Origin of the sequence: Duganella sp. Dugasp56 (assembly GCF_047304105.1) — a bacterium.
In the GTDB taxonomy this organism is placed as follows: Bacteria; Pseudomonadota; Gammaproteobacteria; order Burkholderiales; family Burkholderiaceae_D; genus Rugamonas; species Rugamonas hordei.
The window spans coordinates 138507-161891 of record NZ_JBGLYQ010000012.1 but is presented as its reverse complement, the minus strand read 5'-3'; the positions used below and the strand labels follow the sequence as shown (position 1 = coordinate 161891).

Genomic DNA, 23385 nt, shown 5'->3' with positions numbered 1-23385 from the left:
ACAGGCCATCAAACTGGCTCGCGGGGCCATGCTGTTGTGGCGCGGATGGTTCGGGAAGAACGTTGTTCTTCTATATACTTTTCGCTTTCACTTAGTGCACTGCGAGCCGGTATGCGTCCTCAAGTTTTTTCCTTTATCCTGGCCTGCGCGCTGACCGCCTGCGGCGGTTCCGGTTCCTCTTCGGGCACCCCGCAGGCGGATGCGACCGCCGGCACCTTTGTCGGCACCTCGCCCGACACCACGGCCGGCATCACCGTCACAGATCCGCAAGTAGTGAGCCTGCCGTCGATGCACGACGCGCTGGTGGTCGGCGACCATATCGTGGTGCGCTCGCTATCCGCATCCTCCATCACCGTCAACGGCAAGCAGCTATACGCGCGCACGCGTTTGAGCCTGCTGGACAAGGATGGCAAGCTGACCGCGAGCACCGACTATGGCTTCGCGCTGGCGGCCGGCTATACCGGTGACTGGCTGATGATGCCGTCGCCGGATGGCTTCATCATGGTTCAATCGGGGCCCGGCACCAAGCTGCTGCACTTCGACGCGCAAGCGAAACTGGAGGGCGGCGCGACGGACCTGTATCCGGTGGCGGCGGCCGATTCCACCAGCGAATTGTCGGCGGCCGAAAGCGGCGGCGCCGTGGACGGCAACGGCTTCTGGCTGGCCACCACATTCTCGCGGCTTCCTATCACCGACAAGACGCAGTACCTGCTCAAATTGTGCAAATTCGATTTCAACGGCAGGCAGCTGACCCCTCCTTTCGAGATTTCGACGTCGTCCCTGCATCCGCGCGTGGCGGCTGCGGGCGGCGCGGTGCTGACGGCCTGGCTGGAAAACGGCGGCGCCATGCTGGCCATGTGGCCGAAGGGTTTGGGCGCGCCGGTGTTACGTACACTCGCCACCGGCGGGGCGCAGCCTTATCCGACAGTGCTGGACACCAACGGCAAGATGGGCGTGCTGTGGAACGCCAAGGGCACCACCACCAGTCCTGGCGGCGTGAATGGTGTGGCGATTGACAGCAACGGCGCGCCGGTGCTATCGGTCAGCAACTCCGACCTGGCGCTGGAGACCCTGTCGGGCCACTGGAAGGGCAATGTGCGCGGACCGGAATTCGATGCGCGGGCATACAAGGGCAGCCTGCTGCTGGCCGATTTGGTGCTCGGCTCCTACAACCCCGGCGATCCGATCGGCGACATCGTGGTGCTGGCCGACTATGGCGTGGGCACGGCGGCGCTGACGGCGCAGAAATCGCTGGTCGAGCGTGTCCGGTTGACCGGTCCGGGGAACGGCATCGGCAGCTCGCCGGTGTTCCGGCAGATGCTGTTCGCCGATCACGCGATGCTGCTGATCGGCGACGAAAACCAGCTGCGGACCGTGCGCGTGGTCCGCAACTAGCAAGACGGGGTCAGATCTGACCCCGGGTTTAAATCAGCGATTCGGCCAGGTCGGTCAGGTCGTCCGCGTATTCGAGTTCGATCAGCTCCTTGCGGGCGACGCCACTGCGCCAGGCGGCCGAGGCGATCTTCGGCGTGACGCCGCGCAGCAGGCGGGGATCGAGCAGGCCGGGCACCACGTAGTCCTTGCCGAAACGGGCGTCGGCACGCGCCATGTCGGCCAGCGCCACCACGCAGGCGCGCTTCATTTCCTGGTTGATGGTCGAGGCGCCGCTGTCGAGCGCCGCTCGGAACAAATACGGGAAGCACAGCGCGTTGTTGATCTGGTTCGGATAGTCCGAACGGCCGGTGGCGATGATCGCATCCGGCGCCACCTCGCGCACCAGTTCCGGCCGCAGTTCCGGCTCCGGATTGGCCAGCGTGAAGACGATGGGCTGGGCCTTCATGCGCTGGATGTCCGTCTGCGACAGCACGCCGGGACCGGACACGCCGAGGAACACGTCCGCGCCTTCCATCACTTCCGACAGCCTGGTGGCCGTAGTGTCCTGCGCCCACGCGGCTTTTTCGCCGTCCAGCGCGCGCGCCGTGGTCAGCACGCCCTTGCTGTCGCATACGTAGATGTTCTTGCGCTCCGCGCCCAGGTCCACCAGCAGTTCCAGGCAGGCCATGGCCGCCGCGCCGGCGCCGGAGCAGACGATCTTCACGGTGGCGATATCGCGGCCGGTCATCTCGATGGCGTTCAGCATGCCGGCGCCGACCACGATGGCGGTGCCATGCTGGTCGTCGTGGAACACCGGTATCGACAACCGTTCGCGCAGCTTGCGCTCGATGTAGAAGCATTCCGGCGCCTTGATGTCTTCCAGGTTGATACCTCCGAACGTAGGATGCAGCGCGGCGATGATCTCGATCAGCTTGTCCGGATCGGATTCGTCGATTTCGATATCGAAGGCGTCGATGCCGGCGAATTTTTTGAACAGCACCACTTTGCCTTCCATCACAGGCTTGCCGGCCAGCGCGCCGATGTTGCCCAAGCCGAGCACCGCGCTGCCGTTGGTGATCACGCCGACCAGGTTGCCCTTGGCGGTGTATTCGTAGGCCTTGGCCGGCTCGCGCTGGATTTCCACGCAGGGTGCCGCCACGCCGGGCGAGTAGGCCAGCGCCAGGTCTTCCTGGGTCACCACGCTCTTGGTGACTTCGATGGCGATCTTGCCTGCGCTGCCGGCGCGGTGATAGGCCAGCGCTTTCTGTTCGATGGTGCTCATGGTGCGTCCTCTTTATTCTTGTCTTTTAGATGTGAAAAACGCCTGCACGAGCCGAAGCTGGTACAGGCGCAAAACTGCTGGGGTTCAGTGGATCATGGATACAGGCCGCGTACTTCGCGGGCTTGCAGCACACGGGTGCACGCCAGGATGAAAGTCGCTGTGCGCAGTGTTACTTTCTTCTCTTGCGATACGGTCCATACGGCGTTGAATGCGTCTTGCATGATGCGAGTCAGTCGTGCGTTGATTTCGTCCTCGCTCCAGAAGAAACTGGAGAAGTCCTGTACCCATTCAAAGTATGACACGGTTACGCCGCCGGCGTTGGCCAGCACGTCGGGAACGATCAGCACGTCCTTGTCGGTCAGGATGTCGTCCGCTTCCGGCGTGGTCGGGCCGTTGGCGCCTTCGAGGATGATCTTGGTGCGGATCGTCGGCGCGTTGGCGGCGGTGATCTGCTGTTCCAGCGCGGCCGGAATCAGGATGTCCGATTCGATGCCCCAGAAGGCCTCGCGGTCCAGGAAGGCTTCGGCGCCGGCGAAGCCGGTCACGCTGCCGGTTTCGGCGACGTGATCGTGCAGACGGGCGACGTCCAGGCCGCCCTGGTGCACCACGGTGCCGGTGTGATCCTGCACGGCGATGACCTTGGAGCCTGCGTTGGCAAACATGGTCGCGGCGACGCCGCCGACGTTACCGAAACCCTGGATGGCGACACGTGCGCCTTCGATCGCCACGCCGCGCTTGGCGGCGGCTTCGCGGCCCACCACGAACACGCCGCGGCCGGTCGCTTCGCGGCGGCCCAGCGAGCCGCCCAGCGAGATCGGCTTGCCGGTGACGACGCCGGTCGACAGGTTACCTTCGATCATGGCGTAGGAGTCCATCATCCATGCCATCACCTGTTCGTTGGTGTTGACGTCCGGTGCCGGGATGTCCTTGTTAGGTCCGATGATCAGCGAGATCTCGCTGGTGTAGCGGCGGGTCAGGCGCTGCAGTTCGCCGCGGGACAGGGTCTTCGGGTCGACGCGGATGCCGCCCTTGGCGCCGCCGTACGGTACGTTGACCGCGGCGTTCTTGACCGTCATCCAGGCCGACAAGGCCATCACTTCGGACAGCGTGACGTCCTGGTGGAAGCGCACGCCGCCCTTGCCCGGGCCGCGCGACATATTGTGCTGAACGCGGTAGCCTTCGTAGTGGGCGATCGAGCCGTCATCGCGCTCGATCGGCACGTCGACGGTCAGGATGCGCTTCGGGCGCTTCAGCGTTTCGACCCAGCGCGACAGGTTGCCCAGGTGCGGCGTGACGCGGTCGATCTGCTGCAGGTAGACGCCCCAGGGACCCAGGTCTTCTGGATTGAGGTAGGAAGGCAGTGTGTGTTGTGCTTGTACAGTGGTCATGCTCAAGTCTCCGGTGGATTCGTGGCTGAAGGCTGCTCGTGGCGGCGTTCAAGTGGAACGAATCATAGGGTGGGAGACGTAAAACGGGCCAATGCTGTATGCGCATTCGGCTATGCAAAAAATGCATAGTTAGCGGATTGGTATTATCGCTCCGATACGGGAGCGCGACATTTGCGGCCGCTGCTTTTCTGCTGCTGTTCGAGGAATTCCCACAACCGTTCGACGATGGCCTTGCCGCGCCGCTGCGCCGACGGACGCTCCCGATAGAGCCGGATTTCCATTTCGATTTCCCAGTCCGAGGTGCCGCCGTCGGCGCGCGCCAGCTGCTTTTGCTTGAGCTCCCGCGTGACCGCCGACTCGGGCAGGAAGGCGATGCCGCGGCCTTCGAGCGCCATCATCTTCAAGCCTTCGGCCATGTCGGTCTCGTAGTGCGGATCCAGGTGCAGCGGGGTTTTGGCGTCGGCCAGGATCAGCTCCACCATGCGGCCCAGGTAGGCGTTGTTGGTGTACGATAAAAACGGCAGAGGCTCTTTTTTCGAACCGGGCAGCGTGAATTCGGGCACCTTGTTCTTGTCGCAGCGGGCGTAGGCGCGCAGCGATTCGTGGCCCAGCACCAGCATGTCGTAGCGGCCCGGGTCGAGCTGCACCGGCTGGCGCGGATGGTGGTAGCACAACAGCAGGTCGCAGCCGCCTTCGACCAGCTGCATCACGGCGTCGTGCACGTTGAGCGCCATCAGGCGGCTGCTGATCGGGGCGAAGTCGTGCTCCAGTGACGTCAGCCATTTCGGCACGAAGGTCAGCGACAGCGTGTGCGGCACGGCGAGGTCGATGCTGGTCTGCGCGGCGGCGCGCTTGGAGCGCAGCATGTCGCGCGCGCCGTTGATCTGCGCCAGCATTTCCAGCGCCTGCTCGTAGAAGACGATGCCGGCCGGCGTCAGGCGGGTGGGATACGAGGTGCGGTCGATCAGGTCCGTGCCCAGCCAGTTTTCCAGCGACTGGATGCGGCGCGAAAAGGCGGGCTGCGTCACGTGGCGCAGCGCCGCGGAACGGCTGAAGTTATTGGTCTCGACCAGCGAGATGAAGTCTTCCAGCCATTTGGTTTCCATGCACGGTTCCTTTTACTGCGGTTGCGGTGTGTTCGACGTGATGCCGCGGATGGGCGTGAGCAGCCAGGCCAGCGCGGCGAACGCCATCAGTATGATGCCACCTCCGACGAACAATTGCGACAGCGGGATCATCGTCAGTATCCAGCCGGCGGCGGCGGCCGACATCGGCGCCAGTCCCATGAAGATGAACATGAAGATGCTCATCGCGCGGCCCATCATGTGCGGCGGCACGCGGCGCTGTATCCAGGTGAAGACGTTGACCTGCATGAAGCCGGACAGCACGCCGAGCAGCAGCATCAGCAGCGCCGCCTGCCATGCGGCGTGCACGGCGGCCATCGGTATCAGCAGCAGGCCGGCGATGGCGTCGATCAGCAGGATCGTGGTGCCGAAGGTGGCGAAGCGCAGGCGCTTGCCGCCGACCGCGGCGCCGGCCATCCCCAGCAGCATGCCGGCGCCGTTGGCGCCCATCAGCAGGCCTAGCGTGGAGGCGCCATGCAGCTCGCTGGCCAGCACCGGAATCGCCACCTGCATCGCGCCGCCGATGAACAGCGAGACGGTGCCCCAGTAGATGAAGCACAGGCGCAGCGGCACGTCGCTCCATACCATCGCCAGGCCGGCGTGGACGGAGCCCAGCACCGATTGCGGCGCTTCCGTTTTCGACGGCATGGCCAGCGTGCGGACCCTGGACAAGGTCCATGCTGAGACGAGGAAGCTGACGCAGTCGAAGCCGAACGCGAACGCCAGGCCGCGCGCATCGGCGATCATTCCGCCGCTGCCGCCATTACCGCCACTACCGCCGCTGATGGCCAGCAGGCCCGCCGCCATCAGCGGGCCGACCAGCATCGTCAGCTGGCGCAGCCCCATCATCATACCGTTGGCCGCCTGGAAGTGCGCGGGCGGGATCGCATGCGGCATCATCGACGTGCCGGATGGGATGCCGAAAGCCTGCGCCAGGCCTATGGCGAAGGCCAGCACATAGATGATGTTCAGCGTGGCGTGCGGCGACAGGTCCACCGTCAGCGACAGCGTGTCCGATATCTGTAGCGCCGGTTCGTGGTTCAGCACCAGCAGCGTAAGCAAGGCAAGCAGCACGGCGTTGGCGTACTTGCTGAGCATGAGCACGCGCTTGGGCGAGTAGCGGTCCGTCAGCGCGCCGCCGATCAGGATGAAGACGGCGCGCGGTATGCTCATCAGCGCGATGACGAAACCCAGCGCCAGCGTGTCGCCGGTCAGCTTGAGCACCAGCCAGGGCAGGGCGACGATGGTCAGCTGGTCGCCCAGCATGGAGATCACGCCGCCGCGCAGCAGCCACTTGAAGTTCGGGTCGCGCTTCAATGCCGCGCGTTGCAGTTTCGGATCGTCCATGATGGAGCTCTCTCAGGAATTGGTGGCGTTCATGCCGGCGATCAGGCCCAGCGCGGTGCTCACGTCGTCGAAATGCGCGGGCGGGCAGTTGCGCAGCAGGTCCTTGCTGATCTGCTCCGCCACCGTGACGGCGTTGTTCAGCAGCTCGCGGCCGGTTTCGGTGATGGCGGCATAGGCGACGCGGGCGTCGCGCGGATCCTGCTGGCGCTCGACCAGGCCGATTTTTTCCAGCGGCAGCAAGGTGCGGGTGACGCCGGACGCGGTCAGGCCCTGGCGTTCGGCCAGGTCGACGCGGCGCAGGCGGCCGCCTGGTGCGCGGTTCAGGTAGTGCAGCAGCATGAAGTCGCCAAAGCTGATGCCGTGATAGCCGCCCAGCACCTGGTCGAGCCGGCGCACCAGCGTCGCCTGCGCGCGCGCCAGCCGCAGCGCGAATTCCAGGCTGGGGCTGACGGCCGGCGAGACGGAAGTTGTATTTTCATCCATAGCGGACTCCTCATTGATTAATGCTTGAATTATACTTGATTAATCAAGTATATGTGAGAAGATATTTACACCGATGTAAGATTTTCACAACGTTTGCTGGATAATTAGTTTTAATTACATAACATTACGTAATTATGATATCGTTTCCATCCTACAAAAACAGCGGAGACCGCAATGCACATGGGGACAACCGAGATCTTCCTGATCGCGATGACTATCATTTTTAGCGTGCCATACATCATTTGGCGCTTCGGCAACACGGACTACTACGCGCCGCTGGTGGTGGTGCAGATCATCACCGGCATCCTGCTGGGGCCGGGCATCATGGGCCGCGCCTATCCCGAGTACTACAGTTTCGTCTTCAACCCGCAGGTGGTGCAGTCGCTGAACGGCGTCGCCTGGTGGGCGGTGATGATCTTCGTGATGATCGCCGGCATCGAGCTGGATCTGAAGAAGGCCTGGGAGCACCGCCGCGAAAGCGCCATCACCGCCGGCCTGGCCCTGGGCACGCCGCTGGTGTTCGGCTGCGTCGCCGCGCTGGGCCTGATCGGCTATGCCGGCTGGATGGGGCCGAAAGCCCAGACCTGGCAATTCGTGGTGGGCGTGGGCATGGCCTGCGCGGTGACCGCGCTGCCCATCCTGATCCTGCTGATGGAGAAACTGGAAATCCTGCGCCAGCCGATTGGCCAGCGCATCCTGCGCTACGCCAGCGTCGACGACATCGCCATCTGGGGCGTGCTGGCGGCGATCCTGATGGACTGGGACCGCGTTGGCCGCCAGGTCGGCTTCCTGGTGGCGTTCGGGGTGGCGACCAAGCTGTTCCGCATGATGATGGTGCGCCTGGAAGAGCGCGACCGCTGGTATATCTCCTTCATCTGGCTGGCCGTGTGCGCGTTTGCCGCCGACTGGGCCGGCCTGCACTTCATGGTCGGCGCCTTCCTGGCCGGCGCGGTGATGGATTCCCACTGGTTCAACCAGGAGCGCATGGACTTCCTGCGCGCCAACGTGCTGATGGCCATCATGCCGGTATTCTTCCTCAGCACCGGCCTGCGCACCAACTGGGCGATGGGCGGTTCGGCGGTGTTCATCGTGGCGGCCGTGATGCTGATCGCCTCGGTCAGCGGCAAGCTGGCCGGCGTCCACATCGCCGGCAAGATCCTGAAGTGGGGGCCGGGCGAGGCGTCGATCATCGGCTGGCTGCTGCAGACCAAGGCGTTGATCATGATCATCTTCGTCAACATCCTGCTGGACAAGCAGATCATCACCAGCGAGACCTTCACCGCGCTGCTGCTGATGGCGATCGGCAGCACCATGCTGACGGTGCCGATGGTGTATCCGAAATTGCAGCGGGTGGCGCAGCTGATCTTCAAAACCAGCTGATATAATTGAGGGATGAACGATACTACCCAACTCCCTCCATTGCCGGATCGTCTGTCGATCGATCCGCGCAGCCCGCACCACGTTGCCGCCGTCTTCGAACACGACGTCGGCATCCGTTTTAACGATAAAGAACGCCTGGACGTTGATGAGTACTGCATCAGCGAAGGCTGGATCAAGGTTCCTGCCGGTAAGAGCCTGGACCGCAAGGGCAACCCGATGCTGATCAAGCTGAAGGGTAAAGTCGAAGCGTTTTATCGTTAAAAAAATGGCCACCTCAGGGTGGCCATTTCATTACTGCGCTACGGTTTCCCCGCGCAGCTTGTCGAGCATTTCCAGCGTCGCCGGCAGCAAATTCATGATGCCGTGATAAGCGCAATACTCGCAAAACGCTTCTTCCGGGGTCATTGCTGTGATGCTGGCATCGGAGTGTCCGCGGCGGCGCAGCGCGCGCAGACAGGCTGGATCCATATTCCTGGCGTTCATGAACTATTTCCTTTTTGAGCAGTTGTTTGGGCTACTTGAAGTATTGTAGTCCAAAATAGTGCCATGTGGAAACTTTATTGGGTTTCCTTAACATTCGGAAACAATTTGCCATGATTTCGTCAGGCGGCGGCCTGCGGCGCCGGCACCTGCACCTGTGCCGCCAGTCCCCGGTTCAAACGCCACAACAGCGTGGTGGCCACCAATGAACTGCCCACCACCACGTAGCCGACCACGTTGAAATTCTGCAAGTGGCCGTCCGCGCCCTGCGTGACGATATGGCCGGCCACGACCGAGGCCAACCCGCCCGACAACTGCTGGATCGAGGCGCTGATGGCGTTGAACGAACCGCGCTGGGTCTGCGACGGCACCGACGACACCAGCGCCTGGAACGGGATCATGCGCGAGAAGATGCCGATGAACAGCACCGTATTCACAATGATCAGCACCGGCAGCGAGGTCGGCCCCAGGTTGGTGTAGATCAGCACCATGGCGATCGACAGCGTGGTGCCGAACAGGAACACCCTGAACTTGCCGACCGCGTCGGCCGCCTTGCCTATCATCGGACCGATGAAGATGGTCGCCAGGCCGGTCACCAGGTAGACGGTCGGCAGGTGGTGCAGGTCGATGCCCAGGTTGTTGACCACGTAGGCGCTGCTGAACGGCATCAGCATGAAGCCGCCGGTGGTCAGCAGGGCGGTGGTGGCGAACGCCAGCAGATAGCGTTTTTCCGTCAGCGTGTGGTACAGGTGCATCCACGCGGTGTGCTCCTGCGGCTTGCCCAGGTGCTCGTTCACAGGCTGCATCTTCCATGCGACCAGCAGGCCGCCGACCAGGCCGAACGCCGCCATGGCGATGAACGGGATATGCCAGTTCCACTGGTTGGACAGGTAGATGCCGGCCGGGATGCCCAGTACCTGGCTGGCGGCAAACGCGGTCTGGATCAGGCCCATGACGCGGCCGCGCATCTGCGGCGGGAACAGGTCGGTGGAAATGGCCAGCACCACGGAACCGATGACGCCGCCGAACAGGCCGGTGACGATGCGCGCCGCCAGCAGCGATTCAAAGCTTTGCGCGAGGCCGCACCACAGGGTGCCGAGGATGAATCCGGTGTAGAAGAACAGCAGCAGTTTCTTGCGGTCGTAGCGGTCGGCAAAGCCGGCGGTCAGCAGGCCGGAGGCGCCGGCGCTGAAGGCGTAGGCCGAGACAACCAGGCCGAACTGCGCCGGGCCGATGTTCAGGGCCGGCATGATGACCGCGCCAAGCGGCGACATCAGCATGAAATCCAGGATGACGGCGAACTGCAGGAAGGCCAGCATCGCCACGACGGTTTTTTGATAGCCGGTGAAAGGCACCGGAGTGGGTTTCTTCATATTTTTATTCTCCATTCGGGCGGCAGCGGCCCATGAATTTTTGACGGAATTGCTCGCGCTCTTCATCTGTCATTGCATGCCAGCGGTACCAGCGCTCGTGGCCTCCGCCGTGGCGTCCCTTGAAGCCGCCGAACAGGATACGGCATAGTACCAACAAGCCCAGCGCGTGCCAGTAGTCGATTTGTAACGCGGCGGGGAACAATGCGGGCGTCACCCAGTTCCACAGCAGCATCACGACGGCGGCCAGCAGGGCGATGCAGGCGAGGATCAGGGGCAGGAACAACAGTTTGCGTTTCATTTCAATTCTCCTTTCAATTCTTTGTCAGACAAAGTCCTGCAGGCGCGAGCGCAAATGCAGGACCGCATAGCGCTTGCGCGCCAGCAAGGTGTTCACGGGGGTGCCGCATTGCGCGGACATTTCTTTAAAGCTGGTGCCGTCCAGTTCGTGCGCGATGAACACTTCGCGCTGGTTGGCGGGCAATTCTTCCAGCGCCACCTGCAGCGCCTGCAGCAGCAGGGTGCGGGTGTAGGCGTCTTCCGGGCTGCCCTCGGCCGAGGGCAGCAGCAGGTCGAGGCGGTATTCTTCGCCGTCCTCGTCGGTCATGTCGTCCAGCGCCACTTCCTTTTTCTTGCGGAAGCGGTCGATGATGCGGTTGCGCGCCACGCGGAACAGCCAGGCGCTGACCTGTTCGATCGGTTCGGGCAGGCGGTAGGCCTCGGTGAACTCGTAGAACACATCCTGCAGGATGTCGTCCGCATCGGTCGGATCGCTGACCCGGCGCCGGATAAAATTGCCCAGGCGCGAGCGTTCCCGCAACACGGTGGCAGTGATGTCCTGGTCGATGCTTGAATTCGGCGGTGTCATGCGTTTGAAGACGGGCCTGGGCTGCGGATATTGTGTCGGGATGCAAAACTATTCGTCGGCGGACTGATTGAGCGCGATGTACACCTTGCCGCCCTGGTAGTCGAACAGGATGCTGGTCTGGCGCAGGATGCCGTTGCTGATGTTGCCGGCGATATCGGTGCCGTTCTGCGAGCCGGCCGGTTGCTGCGACAGTTCCAGCACCGGGTTGGCGATGCGCACGCCGCCCATTTCAAACAGCTTGCCGCGCGTGGCCAGCACCCGGGTCATGCCGCCGACGGCGCGGCTGACCTGGACCGCGTCGCCGGCCCGGTATTTGTCGACCAGCGCGTGGCGGTCGACGAAGGCCTTGCTCATCGTCAGCGAATAGTCGCTGCCGGTGTCGATGTTGAACTTGCCCGGCAGGCCGTCGAGCACCGCTTCGATCTGCGGGATCTTGTTGTGGAAGGTCAGCGGCATGGCTGCGGCCGAACCGTGGTAGACGAAGCTGGCCGGATCGTAGAAGGTCAGCTGGCGCGCGGCGTAGTCGATCAGCGTGGGCGTATTCCACAGCCATTCGTAGCCTATGGTGCCGTCGACCGGCAGTTCGTCCAGCGTCGGGCTGGTGAAGAAGGCCTGGCGGTCCAGCGTCAGCCCGGCCAGCGCGATCCGGTCTATCGTGGTCAGCGCGCCGCGCTCGGTGTGTTCGCCCAGGCCGTGCAGCAGCGCCACGCCTTGCGCCGGCAGTTGCAGCTTCTTGTACAGCCGGTCGCTGATGACGTTGGGGGCGCCGGTGTCGAGGATGAAGCGGAACGGGCCCTGGCCGTTGAGCGTCAGCTTGATGCAGATGTGGCCGAGGCAGGGCTCGAACGGCACGGTCACGGCCTGTCGCGCGGCGGAAAAGCCCTGGATGGCGGCCGGTCGCGGCAGAGAGAAATCCATCTGCGCGGCCGGGCGGTTGAGGACGATGCCGGAGATGCGCAGCACTTCCTCGTCCTTGTTGTCGTTGGCGTTGCGGTAGTGCTCTTCAAACGGCAGCGTCACGGCGCCGACGGGGCGGAAATCGCGGTAGTCGATGATCATGGCGACGCCGTCCACCGTTTCCTGGCGGCGCTCGATGCGCTGGCTGGCGGTATTGATCCAGTAATCGAAGGAGTTGCCGGCGTCCAGCGTGACGCGGACGATGGCGTAATCGATGCCGTCGTGCCGGCGCGGCGGCAGCAGCTGCAGCGTGCGGGCCTTGCCGCGGGCGAACCAGTAGGCGTAGGACTGGCGGCCCAGGTGCTGGGCCGGGCTGCCGGCCGCGCCTTCGAGCTTTTCCAGCTGGCCCATTTTCTGCCGCCAGAAATCGCGGCCGTCCGAATTCGAGATCAGCCGCGCCACCGCCGACGACGGAATGCGCTGCGCGTAGCGGCCGGTGGCATAGTCGATATCGCTGCTGCCGGCTTCGTCGTGGCCCAGGTAGGTGCGGACGAAATCGGTGTGCTGCGTGCTGACCTGGTCCCAGGCGTCGCCTCCCACGGCGCTGCGGGCGCGGTCGAGCAGCGCCGCAGCGCTGTCGTCGGCGTTGCAGTGGAGTGCCGCGACAGCCAGGGCCAGGCCGGCGGCGGTGCGCAGGAATATATGGGCGGACAAGGGGCGCTTTCTCGGGATGAACTTGACATGTTATCTCAAAAATGGAAGTGTGCTTGTTTTGGCAAGCTTTTGTTATACTGATTTTCACTTCAAGGCGGGGATATCGGCGATGAGTGAGACAAGTCAATTCAACGGAAGTTGTTTATGCGGCGGCGTGGCATACCGGGCCGAGGGGCCCGTCAGGCACGCCAGCCATTGTTATTGCACCATGTGCCAGAAGCAGCATGGCGCCGCCGCCGGTTCCTACGCCAATGTGGACCGTGCCGGCTACGTCGTCGAGCGCGGCGCGGATCTGGTGACGGAGTACGCGTCGTCCGACCATGGCCGGCGCGGCTTCTGCCGCGTTTGCGGCTCGACGCTGTTCTGGCGCAGCACCCAGTCGCCGGACCGCATCGCCATCACCCTGGGCACGCTGGAGCGGGAATACGACGGACCGGTGCAGCGCGAGCTGTATGTCGAAAACAAGCCCGGCTGGCTGCCGGTAAGGGAGAGGTAATCCATGCGGACCTGGTCCATTCCACGCGCCATCCTGGTCGGCGGCCTGATCGCCGGCATCCTGGACATCACATTCGCGATTTCCTTTGGCATCTACAACGGCCTGACGCCGGAGCGTTTGCTGCAGATCGTCGCCAGCGGCTTGCTGGGCAAGGAGGCGTTCACCGGCGGCACGGCGACGGCCGCCGTGGGGCTGCTATGCCATTTCGCCTTGAGCCTGGTGTGGATGACGCTGTTCCTGCTGGCGGCCAGGCAGTCGCCGGGACTGGCGGCGCGTCCGCTGGTCTCCGCCATCGGGTACGGCATCGTCGTTTTCCTCGCCATGCGGCTGGTGGTGCTGCCGCTGTCGGCCTTCCCGCGCCCGGTCACGTTCAAACCGCTGGCCACCGTCATGGACCTGGCATCCCACATCTTTTTGTTCGGGCTGCCGATCGTCTGGGCGACCCGCAAGGCTATCTATATTGGAGGAAAAAAGTGAACCCCAAGGTTGATGCGTACATGGGCAGGATCAAGCAGTGGCGGGAAGAATGCGAGAAATTGCGCGAGATCGTGCTTGCCTGCGACCTGACCGAAGAACTGAAGTGGGGCGTTCCCTGCTACACCTTCGACGACAAGAACATCGTTTTAATCCACGGCTTCAAGGAGTACTGCGCGCTGCTGTTCATGAAGGGTGTCTTGCTCAAGGATCCCAAGGGCATCCTCATCACGCAGACGGAGAACGTGCAGTCGGGGCGGCAGATACGCTTCACCAGCCTCAAGGAAATCACCAAGCTGGCGCCGACCTTGAAAGCCTATATCAAGGAAGCCATCGAGGTGGAAAAGGCTGGCTTGAAGATCGAGATGAAAAAGACCGAGGAATTCCCTGTGCCCGAGGAGTTCCGGCGCGTGCTGGATGACGATCCTGCTTACCGGGATGCTTTTCAGGCGTTGACGCCCGGCCGGCAACGCGGCTATCTGCTGTATTTCGCGGGTGCCAAGCAATCCAGTACCCGCGAGTCCAGGATAGAAAAATGCCGGGACAAGATTTTCGACGGCATAGGGTGGAACGATAAATAAGGCCGCAAATAAGGCAGCAAAGCGATGGATTCGCTGATCGCCGCTTCCGCGCGCGCGCTCGCCGCCGGCGACGCGCTGGGCGCGCTGAAGCGGGTCGCGTTGCGGGATGATCCTCCGGCATTGGCGCTGCGGGGCATCGCGATGGCGCAACTGGGTGAGCACCCGCGTGCCCGCGAACTGCTGCGCCGCGCCGCACGCGAATTCGGCGCCCACGAGGAACTTGCGCGCGCCCGCTGCGTGGTCGCCGAGGCCGAAGTGGCGCTGGCCGTGCGCGACTTTGGCGGTTCGCCGCGCGCGCTGGCGTCGGCGCTTGCCGTTCTTGAAGCGCACGCCGATCATGCCAATGCGCTGCAGGCCCGGCTCATCGCGGCGCGCAGGCAGTTGCTGCTTGGCCGCCTTGACGAAGCCGAGGCGACACTGACCGGACTCAATGGCCACAGCCTGCCGCCAGCGCGGGCGGCGGTGGCCGAACTGGCGGCGGCGGAGCTGGCGCTGCGGTCGCTGCGCGTCGCCCAGGCGCGAGCGGCACTGGGCCGCGCGCACGATGCGGCCGAACGCGCCCGCGTGCCGGCCTTGCTGGCCGAAGTGAAGGAAGCGCAGGCCGCGCTCGATCGTCCCGCCGCGCGGCGCCTGCTGGCCGGCGGCGAACAGGCGCTGCGTCTCGACGAAGTGGCGGCGCTGCTGGACTCGGACGTGCTGGTGCTCGACGCCTGCCGTCGCGGACTGAGTGCGGGGGACGCATGGCAGTCGCTGGCGCGCCGTCCGATACTGTTTGCGCTGGCACTTGCGCTGGCCGAGGCATGGCCCGGCGATATCGGCCGGGAAGCCTTGATCGCCAGCGCATTCCGCACCCATCAGCCGGACGAGACGCACCGCGCCCGCCTGCGTGTCGAAATCAGCCGCCTGCGCGCGCTGGTGGCCGGCATGGCGCAGATCGAGGCCACCGCGCGCGGCTTCGCCCTGAGGCCGCTGGCCGGGCGAGAAGTGGCCGTGCTGGCTCCGCCCATCGCCGGCGACCAGGCCTCGCTGCTGGCGCTGCTGTCCGACGGCGCCGCCTGGTCCACCTCGGCCCTGGCGATGGCGCTGGGCGACAGCCAGCGCACCATCCAGCGCGCGCTGGCCGAACTGGAGACGGCGGGTCGGGTGCGTTCGATCGGCCAGACGCGCACCCGGCGCTGGCTGTCGCCGCCGCTGGCCGGATACACGACAATCTTGTTACTCCCCGCCGCACTGCCAATCGCATAAAGTTGTTGTGCGGCGCCGATCCGAGGCGCTACTCAAGGAGGCAGCAATGACCAGCAAGGAAAAAGTACGCACGGCAGAAATTGTGCGCGAGTACGGCCCGTTCGACGGCGCCAGCAAAATAGCCGGCGTTACCCACGATGGCCAGCGCGTCTGGGCCGCCACCGGCGACAAACTGATCGCCTTCGATCCCGCCAGCGGCAAGCTTGCCCGCTCGCTGGACTGTGCCTGCGACGCCGGCACGGCCTTCGACGGCAAGTACCTGTACCAGATCGCCGAGCAGCGCATCGACAAGATCGACCCGGCCGACGGCAAGGTGGTGGCGTCGATACCGGCGCCCGGCCATGGCGCAGACTCGGGCATGGCCTGGGCCGAGGGCAGCCTGTGGGTGGGCGAGTATCGGGCGCGCAAGATCCACCAGATCGATCCTGCTACCGGCACGCTGATCCGTAGCATCGATTCCAACCGTTTCGTCACCGGCGTGACCTGGGTCGACGGCGAGCTGTGGCACGCGACGTGGGAGGGCGACGACAGCGATATCCGCCACATCGATCCCAAGACCGGCGCCGTGCTGGAACGGCTGGAAATGCCGGCCGGCACCGCCGTCAGCGGCCTCGAATCGGACGGCGCCAGCCTGTTTTATTGCGGCGGCGGCGAGAGCGGCAAAGTCCGCGCCGTACGTCGTCCCGCCAATTAAGCAAAGGAGAACATCATGGATACCGTAATGACTGAAGCACACACCGTTGTCTCCAATGAGCAATGGGTACAAGAGCGCAAGGCCCTGCTGGTGCGCGAGAAGGAACTGATGCGCCTGCACGACCAGATCGCCCGCGAGCGCCGCGCGCTGCCGTGGGTGCGCATCGACAAGAACTATGTGTTCGATACACCGCAGGGCCGGCGCTCGCTCGCCGACCTGTTTGAAGGCCGCCGCCAACTGGTGGTGCAGCACTTCATGTTCACGCCGGGAGCGGAACAGGGCTGTTCGCACTGCTCCTACATGGCCGACCACACCGATGGCGCCCTGGCGCACCTGGCGCAGCGCGACACGACGCTGGTGGCCGTCTCGCGCGCGCCGCTGGCCGACATCGAACGCTTCCGCCGGCGCATGGGCTGGCATTTCAAGTGGGTGTCGTCGGACGACGGCGATTTCAATTACGACTTCGACGTCAGCTTCAAGCCGGAAGACCTGGCCAAGGGCGAGGTCTACTACAACTACCAGAAGCAGCCGTTCCCGCACCCGGACGCGCCCGGCGTCAGCGTGTTCTACAAAAACGACGCGGGCGAGGTGTTCCACACCTACTCGACCTACGGCCGTGGCGTTGAAGTGATGATGCACACCTATAACTTCCTCGACCTGACGCCGCTGGGCCGCAACGAGGAGGGGCTGCCTTATACGATGGCGTGGGTGCGTTACCACGACCGCTATGAAACGGCGCCGGCGGCCGGCTCGTGCTGCTCGCATTCGTGAGCGCATGCCATGTCGAGCTTATGGCCATGGCTGGCGGTGGCCGGGGCGGGGGCCTTGCACGGCCTGAATCCCGCCACCGGCTGGCTGTTCGCCGCCGCGGCGCGCGACCGGACACGGGCGCTGCTGGCGCTGGTGCCGATCGCGGCCGGACACGCGGCATCGGTGGCGTTGGTGGCCGGCGCCGTCGCGCTGGGCATGGCGATGGATCGGGATGTGCTGCTGGCGCTGGCCGGCGTTCTGCTGGCGGCGCTGCTGTTGTGCCGCCGTCGGCGGGCAGGCTTGGCCTTATGGTCCTTCATGATGTGCACGCTGCACGGCGCCGGCTTGATGCTGGTGCCGGCATTGATTCCGCTGTGCCTGGCCGGGTCGCCGGCGCGCGAGATCACCGCATCCGGCTCGCTGCTGCTGGCGCTCGCGGCCGTCGGCGTACACATGGCGGCAATGCTGGCCGTAACCGGCGCGATCTCCTGCTTATTGTGCAAACTCCGGGGACACTGAGCCCGATGCCCTGCTAATGCTGGTCGCTCGCGCCTGCGCGGATGTCCCAGCAGGCGGCGGTGTAACGGACTTCATCGCCGTGGACAAAGGGTTCGAAGGCGGCGCGCGCGGTGCTGGCCACTTGCTGGCGGGTGTGGTCGTCCACAGTCTGCAGCAGCCTGCCGACCGGGCCCATCCTGGTGATGTAGCGCAGCAGTTCTTTTTCGGGGAAGCTGCACACGACGTCGAGCGGCTCGATGACGATCCGCTCCCAGCCGCTATGCTCAAGTATAGTTCGCACCCGGTCGCGGTCGGCAAAGCCGAACTGGCCCGGTTCGTCCGGCACGCGGACGGGCAACTGGGGCAGCAGGGCGGCCGCGCTCCGTTCGGCGGTGGTCATGAAGGGATTGTCTTCAGCGCTACGCCAGGCGATCAGCCGCAGCGTCGCGTTGCCGCGCGCAGCCAGTCTCAGATTGCGGAACGCTGCGACGGGATCGTCGAAGAACATCACGCCGAAGCGGGAGATGATGGTGTCGTAGCTGGCCGGTTCGAATGCGTGCGATTGCACGTCGTCCTGGATGAAGCAGGCGTTGGAACGGGCCTGCGCGGTGCGCTCGCGGGCGGCTTCGATCACCGCGCCGGAAATGTCGATGCCGGTGCAGTGGCTGTCCGGGCCAAGCCGGCGCGCGGCTGCCAGCGTGGTGGCACCGGTGCCGCAGCCCACGTCCAGAAGCCGTCGCGTGTCCGCCGGCAGCGCTTGCATCAGCAGGTCCTCGATCGGCTGGAACATCTGGTCGAGCAGTTCCTGCGCTTCGACCCACATATTGCCGCCCGTGCCTTGCCATCCTGCGCTTTGCTGCTGCTCCATGACCGCTCCTTTCGAAAGTGCTGCTGTGTCATGAAGTATCCGACTTTCCGCCGCATTCCGCAGGTGGCGGCGAAAAAAAACGCCCACAAGGGGCGTTTTCATTTGAAGCCTGGCGACGATTAACGGTCGCCGTAGCTGCGGCGTGCGCCGTCGGTGCTGCGTGGGTTGCTGCCCTTGTAGCCGCCGCCGGTGCTGCCTTCTTTACGCGGCGCGCCTGGCTTGCTGAACGTGCGCTGGCCCGATGGCTTGGCGCCGGTACGGTTGTCGCCCGGTTTCCAGCCGCCTGGACGCGAGGTCGAACGTGCTGCCGACGCAGTCTTCTTCGGCTCGTAGCCTTCGATGACGTTGACCGGAATCAGCTGCTTGGTGAAGCGTTCGATGCGCTTGACGTTCATGCCTTCAGCGTGGTTCACCAGCGAGATCGCCAGGCCGTTGCGGCCTGCACGGCCGGTGCGGCCGATGCGGTGGACGTAGTCTTCCGGGAACTTCGGCAGATCGTAGTTGAACACGTGGGTGATGGTCGGCACGTCGATACCGCGGGCGGCAACGTCGGTGGCGATCAGGATCTTGACCTGGCCGCGGCGCAGGCTGTCCAGCGTGCGGTTACGGGCGCCCTGATGCATGTCGCCATGCAGTGCGGCGGCCGAGAAACCGGCGATGTTCAGGCGGTCGGCGATGGTGTCGGCGTCACGCTTGGTGGCGGTGAACACAACGGCCTGGTCCAGCGAGTCGTCGCGCAGCAGGTGGTCCAGCAGGCGGTTCTTGTGCGACAGGTCGTCGACGAAGTGCACGCGCTGGGTGATGTTTTCATGCTTGTTGGCGGCGCTCAGGATCTGGATCACTTGCGGATCCTTGGTGATGCGGCGCGCCATGTTGCCGACGACGCCGTCCAGCGTGGCCGAGAACAGCATGGTCTGGCGGGTCGACGGGGTCGCTTCGACGATTTTTTCGATGTCGTCGATGAAACCCATGTCCAGCATGCGGTCGGCTTCGTCCAGCACCAGGATTTCCAGTTGCGAGAAATCGATCTTGCCCGATTCCATGTGGTCGATCAGACGGCCAGGGGTTGCCACCAGAATCTCAGGATTCTTGGCCAGCAGTTGCATCTGTTTAGGGTAAGGCATACCGCCCAGGATCGACACTGCTTTCAGACGACGCAGGTTGACGCTGTACTTGTCGGTATTGGAGGTTACTTGCAGGGCCAGTTCGCGGGTTGGGGTCAACACCAGCATTTTTGGCTGTGCGGCTTTGAAACGTGGACGCTCGCCACGGGCGCGGGCGGCTTGCATTTCTTGATTCGGAGTCTTGCCGGCGGTTGCCGGGTCGATCTCGGACAAACGGTGCAGCGACGGCAGCATGAACGCTGCAGTCTTGCCGGAACCGGTTTGCGAGGAAACCAACAAGTCCTTGCCTGCGATCGCTGCAGGGATAGCCTGCTGCTGAACGGGAGTCGGCGCGGTGTAGCCGGCGTCGGTCAGGGCTTTAATCAGGGACGTGTTGAGACCAAGTGCTTCAAATGTCATGCTGTTCTTTCGTAAAAATCAGCGCTCGTGCAAAAGCCGAACGCGAAATAGCAACGCCTACCAAAACGAAATGACTCAATCAAAATCGAAAGAAATTTCGGCACAAAAGCTTTGCGCCGGGACGGTGTCAGGTGCGACACCAAAGGCGGGAGGGCTTTATAAGCGACATCAGTGTGATGCGCTAAGGCTTGCGAAGCTGCTAGTACTACCTGGCTGATCAATCGGCACCACCAGGTTGGCGGTACGCTCATTGCAGCGACAGGCGGTACTATACCGTAGTTTGTTCATCTTGTATAGGCCAGTTCCGAATTATAATTACGTTCATGAAAGAACACCAAGATTTCCCCGCCAAATTGCCCGATTCGCTGCGCGGCTTCGACCACCACGTGGCGCGCGTCAGCTGGACGGCCTGGGCCAACTTGGCCGGACTGGGTCTGGTCATAGGCGTGGTGATCCTGTGGAGCGTGTTCGGCGACATCCCCACGCGGGTGGCCGGCAGCTGCATCATCATGCATCCGCAGGGCGTCAGCGACGTCACGGCGGACATGGCGGGCCAGATCACCGAGCTGCTGGTGCAGCCGGGTGCCATGGTCGAGGCGGGGCAGGAGGTTGCTGTGGTAGCAACTCCAGAGCTGTCCGAGAAGATCGCCAACGCGCGCGTCAAGCTGGCCGACCTGGAGGCCGTGGCCAAGGTGGCGCACACCGAGGCGCAGCGCAGCCAGCGCCTGAACGGCGACAGCATGGCCGAGCAGCGCGGCGCGCTGGCGCTGCGGCTGGAATCGGACCGCAAGCGCATCCGCATCCTCGAACAGCAGATGGAACTGGACCAGCGCCTGCGCGCCGACGGCCTGATCACGGCGCGGGCGGCGGCGCAAACGCCGCTGGACCTGGCCGATGCGCGCGCCGGCCTGGAGGACACGCAGCGCAAGCTGGCGGAATTGGACAAGCGCACCACCGACTACGAGCGGGTGGCCGGCGGCAGCAGGTCCAAGCTGGATTTGCAGCTCAACGAGGCGCGGCGCGAGCTGGCCGGGTTGGAAGCGCAGAGCCAGTCGGTGACGCGCCTGCGCAGCCAGGTGGCGGGCCGGGTGGTGGAGATCAAGGCGTCCGTCAACAGCGCGGTGCGGCGCGATACGCCGGTGGTCAGCATCGAGCGGGTGGACGGCGGCGGCAATGGCGGCGGGCTGGAAGCGGTGATGTATGTGTCGGCGTCGGATGGCAAGAAGATCGCGGCCAACGACCAGGTCGAACTGGTGCCCGGTCACGCGCGCAAGGAGGAGCATGGCGTGCTGCGCGCCAGCGTCAAATCGACGTCGGCCTATCCGGCCACGCCGCAGGGCTTGATGAACACGATTACCAATCCGGAGCTGATGCGCGAACTGGCGCATGGCACGGCCACGTATGCGGTGCGCATCGCGCTGGCGCAGAATCCAGCGCCAGGCGTCGAGGCGCGCAATCCCTATCTGTGGTCGGCGGCGGCGGGCAGCTCGTTGCCGGTGTCCAGCGGTTCGCTGTGCCAGGGCGAGATACTGGTGCACCACGAGCGGCCCATCAGTCTGGTGCTGCCGATCTTCCGCAGCACCGTCAGCGGACATGGCGGTTGAGGCAAACAGTCTGTACGTGACAATCTGCGTACTTTGACGCTCCGGCGAGATGCTATCCTCCGCGCATCCGGCCGGATTCTCTGGCGTTAAAGACAAGGTTGCTTATGAATGTGCGAGGTGTGCTGTTCGCTCTTGGTTTATTGTTCCTGGCCACACCGGCGTTCTCGCAGGCCGACGCGGCGCGCAACGCTACCGCATCTGAAATAGAGGGCTACTGGCAGCTTGTGCCATTGCCCGACCAGCTGCAACCCAAACTGCTGCCGACCAATCCCTGGCCTGCCCAATGCCAGTGGTTCTCCTACGCCAGCGACGGCCAGATGAAAAGCCTCGACAAGCTGCGCGGCCCTTGCGAGCTCAGTTCCAAAGCGCAGTTGGAGGAAGCCTTCCGCGCCACGCCGGCGGTAATTTCCTGGCGCTACAGTTTCAGCGTTCCCTACCAAAAATACATTCTGGTCATCACCCGCAGTGACGTTAAGGGCTATGGAGAATTATGGGAGCCGCAGATAGTCGTCAAGCCCTTCGTCAATGGCGGCGCAGAGTTTCAGGTAGGGGACTTGATCTTGTATCTGTCTGACATACAAGCGCACAAAATTACTTGGATACGTCATCTTCGGAAAGTTGGTTAGGCATGCGCAAACTCACCATCTTCTCGTTTTTGTTTGTTCTATTGATCGGCAACGTTCCGGCGCAAGCTGAGACCTGGCAACCATCATCTGGGCAGGTGCAGGTTCCGATCTGGCCTGGCGCCGTACCTGATGCGATATCCTCCCCGAAGGCCGAGTCTGTCGGCCCTATGATTGGACACGGCGGGTGGACCCAGGCTACCGATGTTAGCCTGCCGACCATGACGGTGTATGCGGCCAAGGGCCAGAACACCGGGGCGGCGGTAGTGGTATTCCCTGGCGGAGGTTTCAGGATCCTGGCCATGGATTTGGAGGGTACTGAAATCTGCGATTGGCTGACGTCGCGCGGCATTACCTGCGTGCTGCTCAAGTACCGCGTTCCCAATGGCAATCACCATTGGGATGAAAAATGCCAGTGCTCTATTACGCCCAAGGTCCCGCGCGCGCTGCAGGACGCGCAAAGGACCATCAGGCTTGTCCGATCCAGGGCCAAGGAACTGGACATCAATCCCGGCAAAATTGGCGTGATCGGTTTTTCGGCAGGCGGTTATCTGGTTGCGCAGACCAGCAACGTTTTCGCGCTGACCTACAAGCCAGTCGATGCAGTGGACAAGTTGAGCAGCCGCCCTGACTTTGCGGTGGCGCTTTATCCGGGCCACCTGTGTCGTTCCGGTGGCACACTCGATCCGAGCATTCGCGTCACAGAGAAAACGCCGCCGACATTTTTGCTGCAAGCTTGGGATGACCCCGTCGACCCCATCTGCAACAGTACGCTTTATGCGCGGGCGCTTGATCGTGCGGGCGTGCCGGCGGAGGTGCATCTCTTTGCCAAGGGCGGACACGCCTTCGGCCTCAGGGATAAAGAACATCCCGTTTCGTCCTGGCCATCGCTGGTTGAAAACTGGCTCAAGGAAATCGGGATGCTATAGGCGAGTCACCGTGGGAGTTGGCCGCAGGGATGAACGTGTCTGCCGCCAAGTGCAGCTTGTTTGTGTTCCGAGTCGTCAGATTAACTCCTTTGTGTTGCCAGCGTTTGTAGACAAACGGGGTCGACTGGACGTGACAATATGTGATCTTTTCACTTGAGCAAGATGCTATCCTGTTCCGTCCGACCGTCTCCGGCCAAAAGCGGACATTCTTGCACATTTCAATAAATTAATTAATTAATCAAGCACCTCGGTCCCGGCTCGACTTGCGGACCGTTAAAGCTTGACCACTAGACACTGAAGGGAAGCAAATGGCAAGAACGTGTATCGTATGCGGCAACGCCGCCGGCTCTGGTGAGCATGTCTTCCCAGCATCGCTAGGGGGGCGGCGGACAA

General features: G+C 63.6%; 25 protein-coding genes. 13 read left to right on the top strand and 12 right to left on the bottom strand.

The window, feature by feature from the left end:
* Window positions 1-111 precede the first annotated feature (111 nt).
* Window positions 112-1395: a hypothetical protein gene (locus ACCD07_RS10950; RefSeq protein WP_413447361.1), complete on the top strand. Its 1284-nt coding sequence runs from the start codon at window positions 112-114 to the stop codon at window positions 1393-1395.
* A gap of 28 nt (window positions 1396-1423) precedes the next feature.
* Here ACCD07_RS10950 and ACCD07_RS10945 read toward each other — a convergent pair whose 3' ends face one another.
* From ACCD07_RS10945 to ACCD07_RS10925, 5 genes are all read right to left on the bottom strand, one after another.
* On the bottom strand, window positions 1424-2656 hold the full coding sequence (locus ACCD07_RS10945; RefSeq protein ID WP_413447360.1) for a malic enzyme-like NAD(P)-binding protein: 1233 nt from the start codon (window positions 2654-2656) through the stop codon (window positions 1424-1426).
* Window positions 2657-2748: 92 nt separating this feature from the next.
* Window positions 2749-4044, bottom strand: a complete 1296-nt coding sequence (locus ACCD07_RS10940; protein WP_176653808.1) for a Glu/Leu/Phe/Val family dehydrogenase — start codon at window positions 4042-4044, stop codon at window positions 2749-2751.
* A gap of 143 nt (window positions 4045-4187) precedes the next feature.
* Window positions 4188-5150, bottom strand: a complete 963-nt coding sequence (locus tag ACCD07_RS10935; protein ID WP_413447359.1) for a LysR substrate-binding domain-containing protein — start codon at window positions 5148-5150, stop codon at window positions 4188-4190.
* Window positions 5151-5162: 12 nt separating this feature from the next.
* Window positions 5163-6515 (bottom strand): MFS transporter, encoded by a 1353-nt coding sequence (locus ACCD07_RS10930; protein WP_413447358.1) that lies wholly within the window; start codon window positions 6513-6515, stop codon window positions 5163-5165.
* Between the two features lie 12 nt (window positions 6516-6527).
* Window positions 6528-6998, bottom strand: a complete 471-nt coding sequence (locus ACCD07_RS10925; RefSeq protein ID WP_176653811.1) for a MarR family winged helix-turn-helix transcriptional regulator — start codon at window positions 6996-6998, stop codon at window positions 6528-6530.
* 174 nt (window positions 6999-7172) lie between these two features.
* On the opposite strand from ACCD07_RS10925, the gene ACCD07_RS10920 reads away from it, so the two are divergent.
* Both ACCD07_RS10920 and ACCD07_RS10915 read left to right on the top strand, forming a co-directional pair.
* Window positions 7173-8378: a cation:proton antiporter gene (locus tag ACCD07_RS10920; RefSeq protein WP_413447357.1), complete on the top strand. Its 1206-nt coding sequence runs from the start codon at window positions 7173-7175 to the stop codon at window positions 8376-8378.
* 12 nt (window positions 8379-8390) lie between these two features.
* The gene (locus ACCD07_RS10915; protein ID WP_090320741.1) at window positions 8391-8639 is read left to right on the top strand and encodes a DUF3297 family protein; all 249 of its coding nucleotides are present in this window, start codon (window positions 8391-8393) and stop codon (window positions 8637-8639) included.
* Between the two features lie 30 nt (window positions 8640-8669).
* On the opposite strand, the gene ACCD07_RS10910 is transcribed toward ACCD07_RS10915, so the two are convergent.
* The 5 genes from ACCD07_RS10910 to ACCD07_RS10890 all read right to left on the bottom strand — a co-directional run bounded on the left by ACCD07_RS10910 (window position 8670) and on the right by ACCD07_RS10890 (window position 12707).
* Window positions 8670-8861: a hypothetical protein gene (locus ACCD07_RS10910; RefSeq protein WP_176653511.1), complete on the bottom strand. Its 192-nt coding sequence runs from the start codon at window positions 8859-8861 to the stop codon at window positions 8670-8672.
* Between the two features lie 119 nt (window positions 8862-8980).
* On the bottom strand, window positions 8981-10231 hold the full coding sequence (locus ACCD07_RS10905) for an MFS transporter (protein WP_413447356.1): 1251 nt from the start codon (window positions 10229-10231) through the stop codon (window positions 8981-8983).
* A gap of 4 nt (window positions 10232-10235) precedes the next feature.
* Window positions 10236-10529, bottom strand: a complete 294-nt coding sequence (locus ACCD07_RS10900) for a hypothetical protein (RefSeq protein WP_176653814.1) — start codon at window positions 10527-10529, stop codon at window positions 10236-10238.
* A 24-nt stretch (window positions 10530-10553) separates the two neighbouring features.
* A complete protein-coding gene (locus ACCD07_RS10895; RefSeq protein WP_176653815.1) occupies window positions 10554-11096 on the bottom strand; it encodes an RNA polymerase sigma factor in 543 nt (180 codons plus the stop codon).
* Between the two features lie 48 nt (window positions 11097-11144).
* The gene (locus ACCD07_RS10890; protein WP_413447355.1) at window positions 11145-12707 is read right to left on the bottom strand and encodes a retroviral-like aspartic protease family protein; all 1563 of its coding nucleotides are present in this window, start codon (window positions 12705-12707) and stop codon (window positions 11145-11147) included.
* A gap of 16 nt (window positions 12708-12723) precedes the next feature.
* Here ACCD07_RS10890 and ACCD07_RS10885 point away from each other — a divergent pair, with 16 nt between their 5' ends.
* The 7 genes from ACCD07_RS10885 to ACCD07_RS10855 are packed head-to-tail and all read left to right on the top strand — an operon-like array spanning window position 12724 to window position 17466.
* Window positions 12724-13203, top strand: coding sequence for a GFA family protein (locus ACCD07_RS10885; RefSeq protein WP_413447354.1), 480 nt, complete (start codon window positions 12724-12726; stop codon window positions 13201-13203).
* A 3-nt stretch (window positions 13204-13206) separates the two neighbouring features.
* Window positions 13207-13680 carry a hypothetical protein gene (locus tag ACCD07_RS10880; protein WP_413447353.1) on the top strand — a complete coding sequence of 158 codons (474 nt, stop codon included), beginning with the start codon at window positions 13207-13209 and terminating at the stop codon, window positions 13678-13680.
* On the top strand, window positions 13677-14258 hold the full coding sequence (locus ACCD07_RS10875; RefSeq protein ID WP_353402302.1) for a YdeI/OmpD-associated family protein: 582 nt from the start codon (window positions 13677-13679) through the stop codon (window positions 14256-14258). Before ACCD07_RS10880 ends, ACCD07_RS10875 begins: the two co-directional genes overlap by 4 nt.
* A 24-nt stretch (window positions 14259-14282) precedes the next feature.
* The gene (locus tag ACCD07_RS10870; protein ID WP_413447352.1) at window positions 14283-15503 is read left to right on the top strand and encodes a helix-turn-helix domain-containing protein; all 1221 of its coding nucleotides are present in this window, start codon (window positions 14283-14285) and stop codon (window positions 15501-15503) included.
* Window positions 15504-15549: 46 nt separating this feature from the next.
* Window positions 15550-16197, top strand: a complete 648-nt coding sequence (locus ACCD07_RS10865; RefSeq protein ID WP_413447351.1) for a PQQ-binding-like beta-propeller repeat protein — start codon at window positions 15550-15552, stop codon at window positions 16195-16197.
* A gap of 27 nt (window positions 16198-16224) precedes the next feature.
* Entirely contained in the window at window positions 16225-16968 is a 744-nt protein-coding gene (locus tag ACCD07_RS10860) for a DUF899 domain-containing protein (protein ID WP_413447350.1), read from the top strand.
* 9 nt (window positions 16969-16977) lie between these two features.
* Window positions 16978-17466: a hypothetical protein gene (locus ACCD07_RS10855; RefSeq protein ID WP_413447349.1), complete on the top strand. Its 489-nt coding sequence runs from the start codon at window positions 16978-16980 to the stop codon at window positions 17464-17466.
* A gap of 13 nt (window positions 17467-17479) precedes the next feature.
* Here the strand turns inward: ACCD07_RS10855 and ACCD07_RS10850 are convergent, their stop codons facing one another.
* The gene (locus ACCD07_RS10850; RefSeq protein WP_413447348.1) at window positions 17480-18313 is read right to left on the bottom strand and encodes a class I SAM-dependent methyltransferase; all 834 of its coding nucleotides are present in this window, start codon (window positions 18311-18313) and stop codon (window positions 17480-17482) included.
* A 119-nt stretch (window positions 18314-18432) separates the two neighbouring features.
* Complete coding sequence (locus tag ACCD07_RS10845; RefSeq protein ID WP_176653823.1) at window positions 18433-19836, bottom strand: DEAD/DEAH box helicase; 1404 nt, start codon at window positions 19834-19836, stop codon at window positions 18433-18435.
* A 323-nt stretch (window positions 19837-20159) separates the two neighbouring features.
* Between ACCD07_RS10845 and ACCD07_RS10840 the strand changes: the two genes are divergently transcribed.
* The 3 genes from ACCD07_RS10840 to ACCD07_RS10830 all read left to right on the top strand — a co-directional run bounded on the left by ACCD07_RS10840 (window position 20160) and on the right by ACCD07_RS10830 (window position 22992).
* On the top strand, window positions 20160-21440 hold the full coding sequence (locus ACCD07_RS10840; RefSeq protein ID WP_413447347.1) for an NHLP bacteriocin system secretion protein: 1281 nt from the start codon (window positions 20160-20162) through the stop codon (window positions 21438-21440).
* A 104-nt stretch (window positions 21441-21544) separates the two neighbouring features.
* The gene (locus ACCD07_RS10835) at window positions 21545-22066 is read left to right on the top strand and encodes a hypothetical protein (protein ID WP_413447346.1); all 522 of its coding nucleotides are present in this window, start codon (window positions 21545-21547) and stop codon (window positions 22064-22066) included.
* A gap of 2 nt (window positions 22067-22068) precedes the next feature.
* Window positions 22069-22992, top strand: coding sequence for an alpha/beta hydrolase (locus ACCD07_RS10830; RefSeq protein ID WP_413447345.1), 924 nt, complete (start codon window positions 22069-22071; stop codon window positions 22990-22992).
* Window positions 22993-23385: the final 393 nt, after the last annotated feature.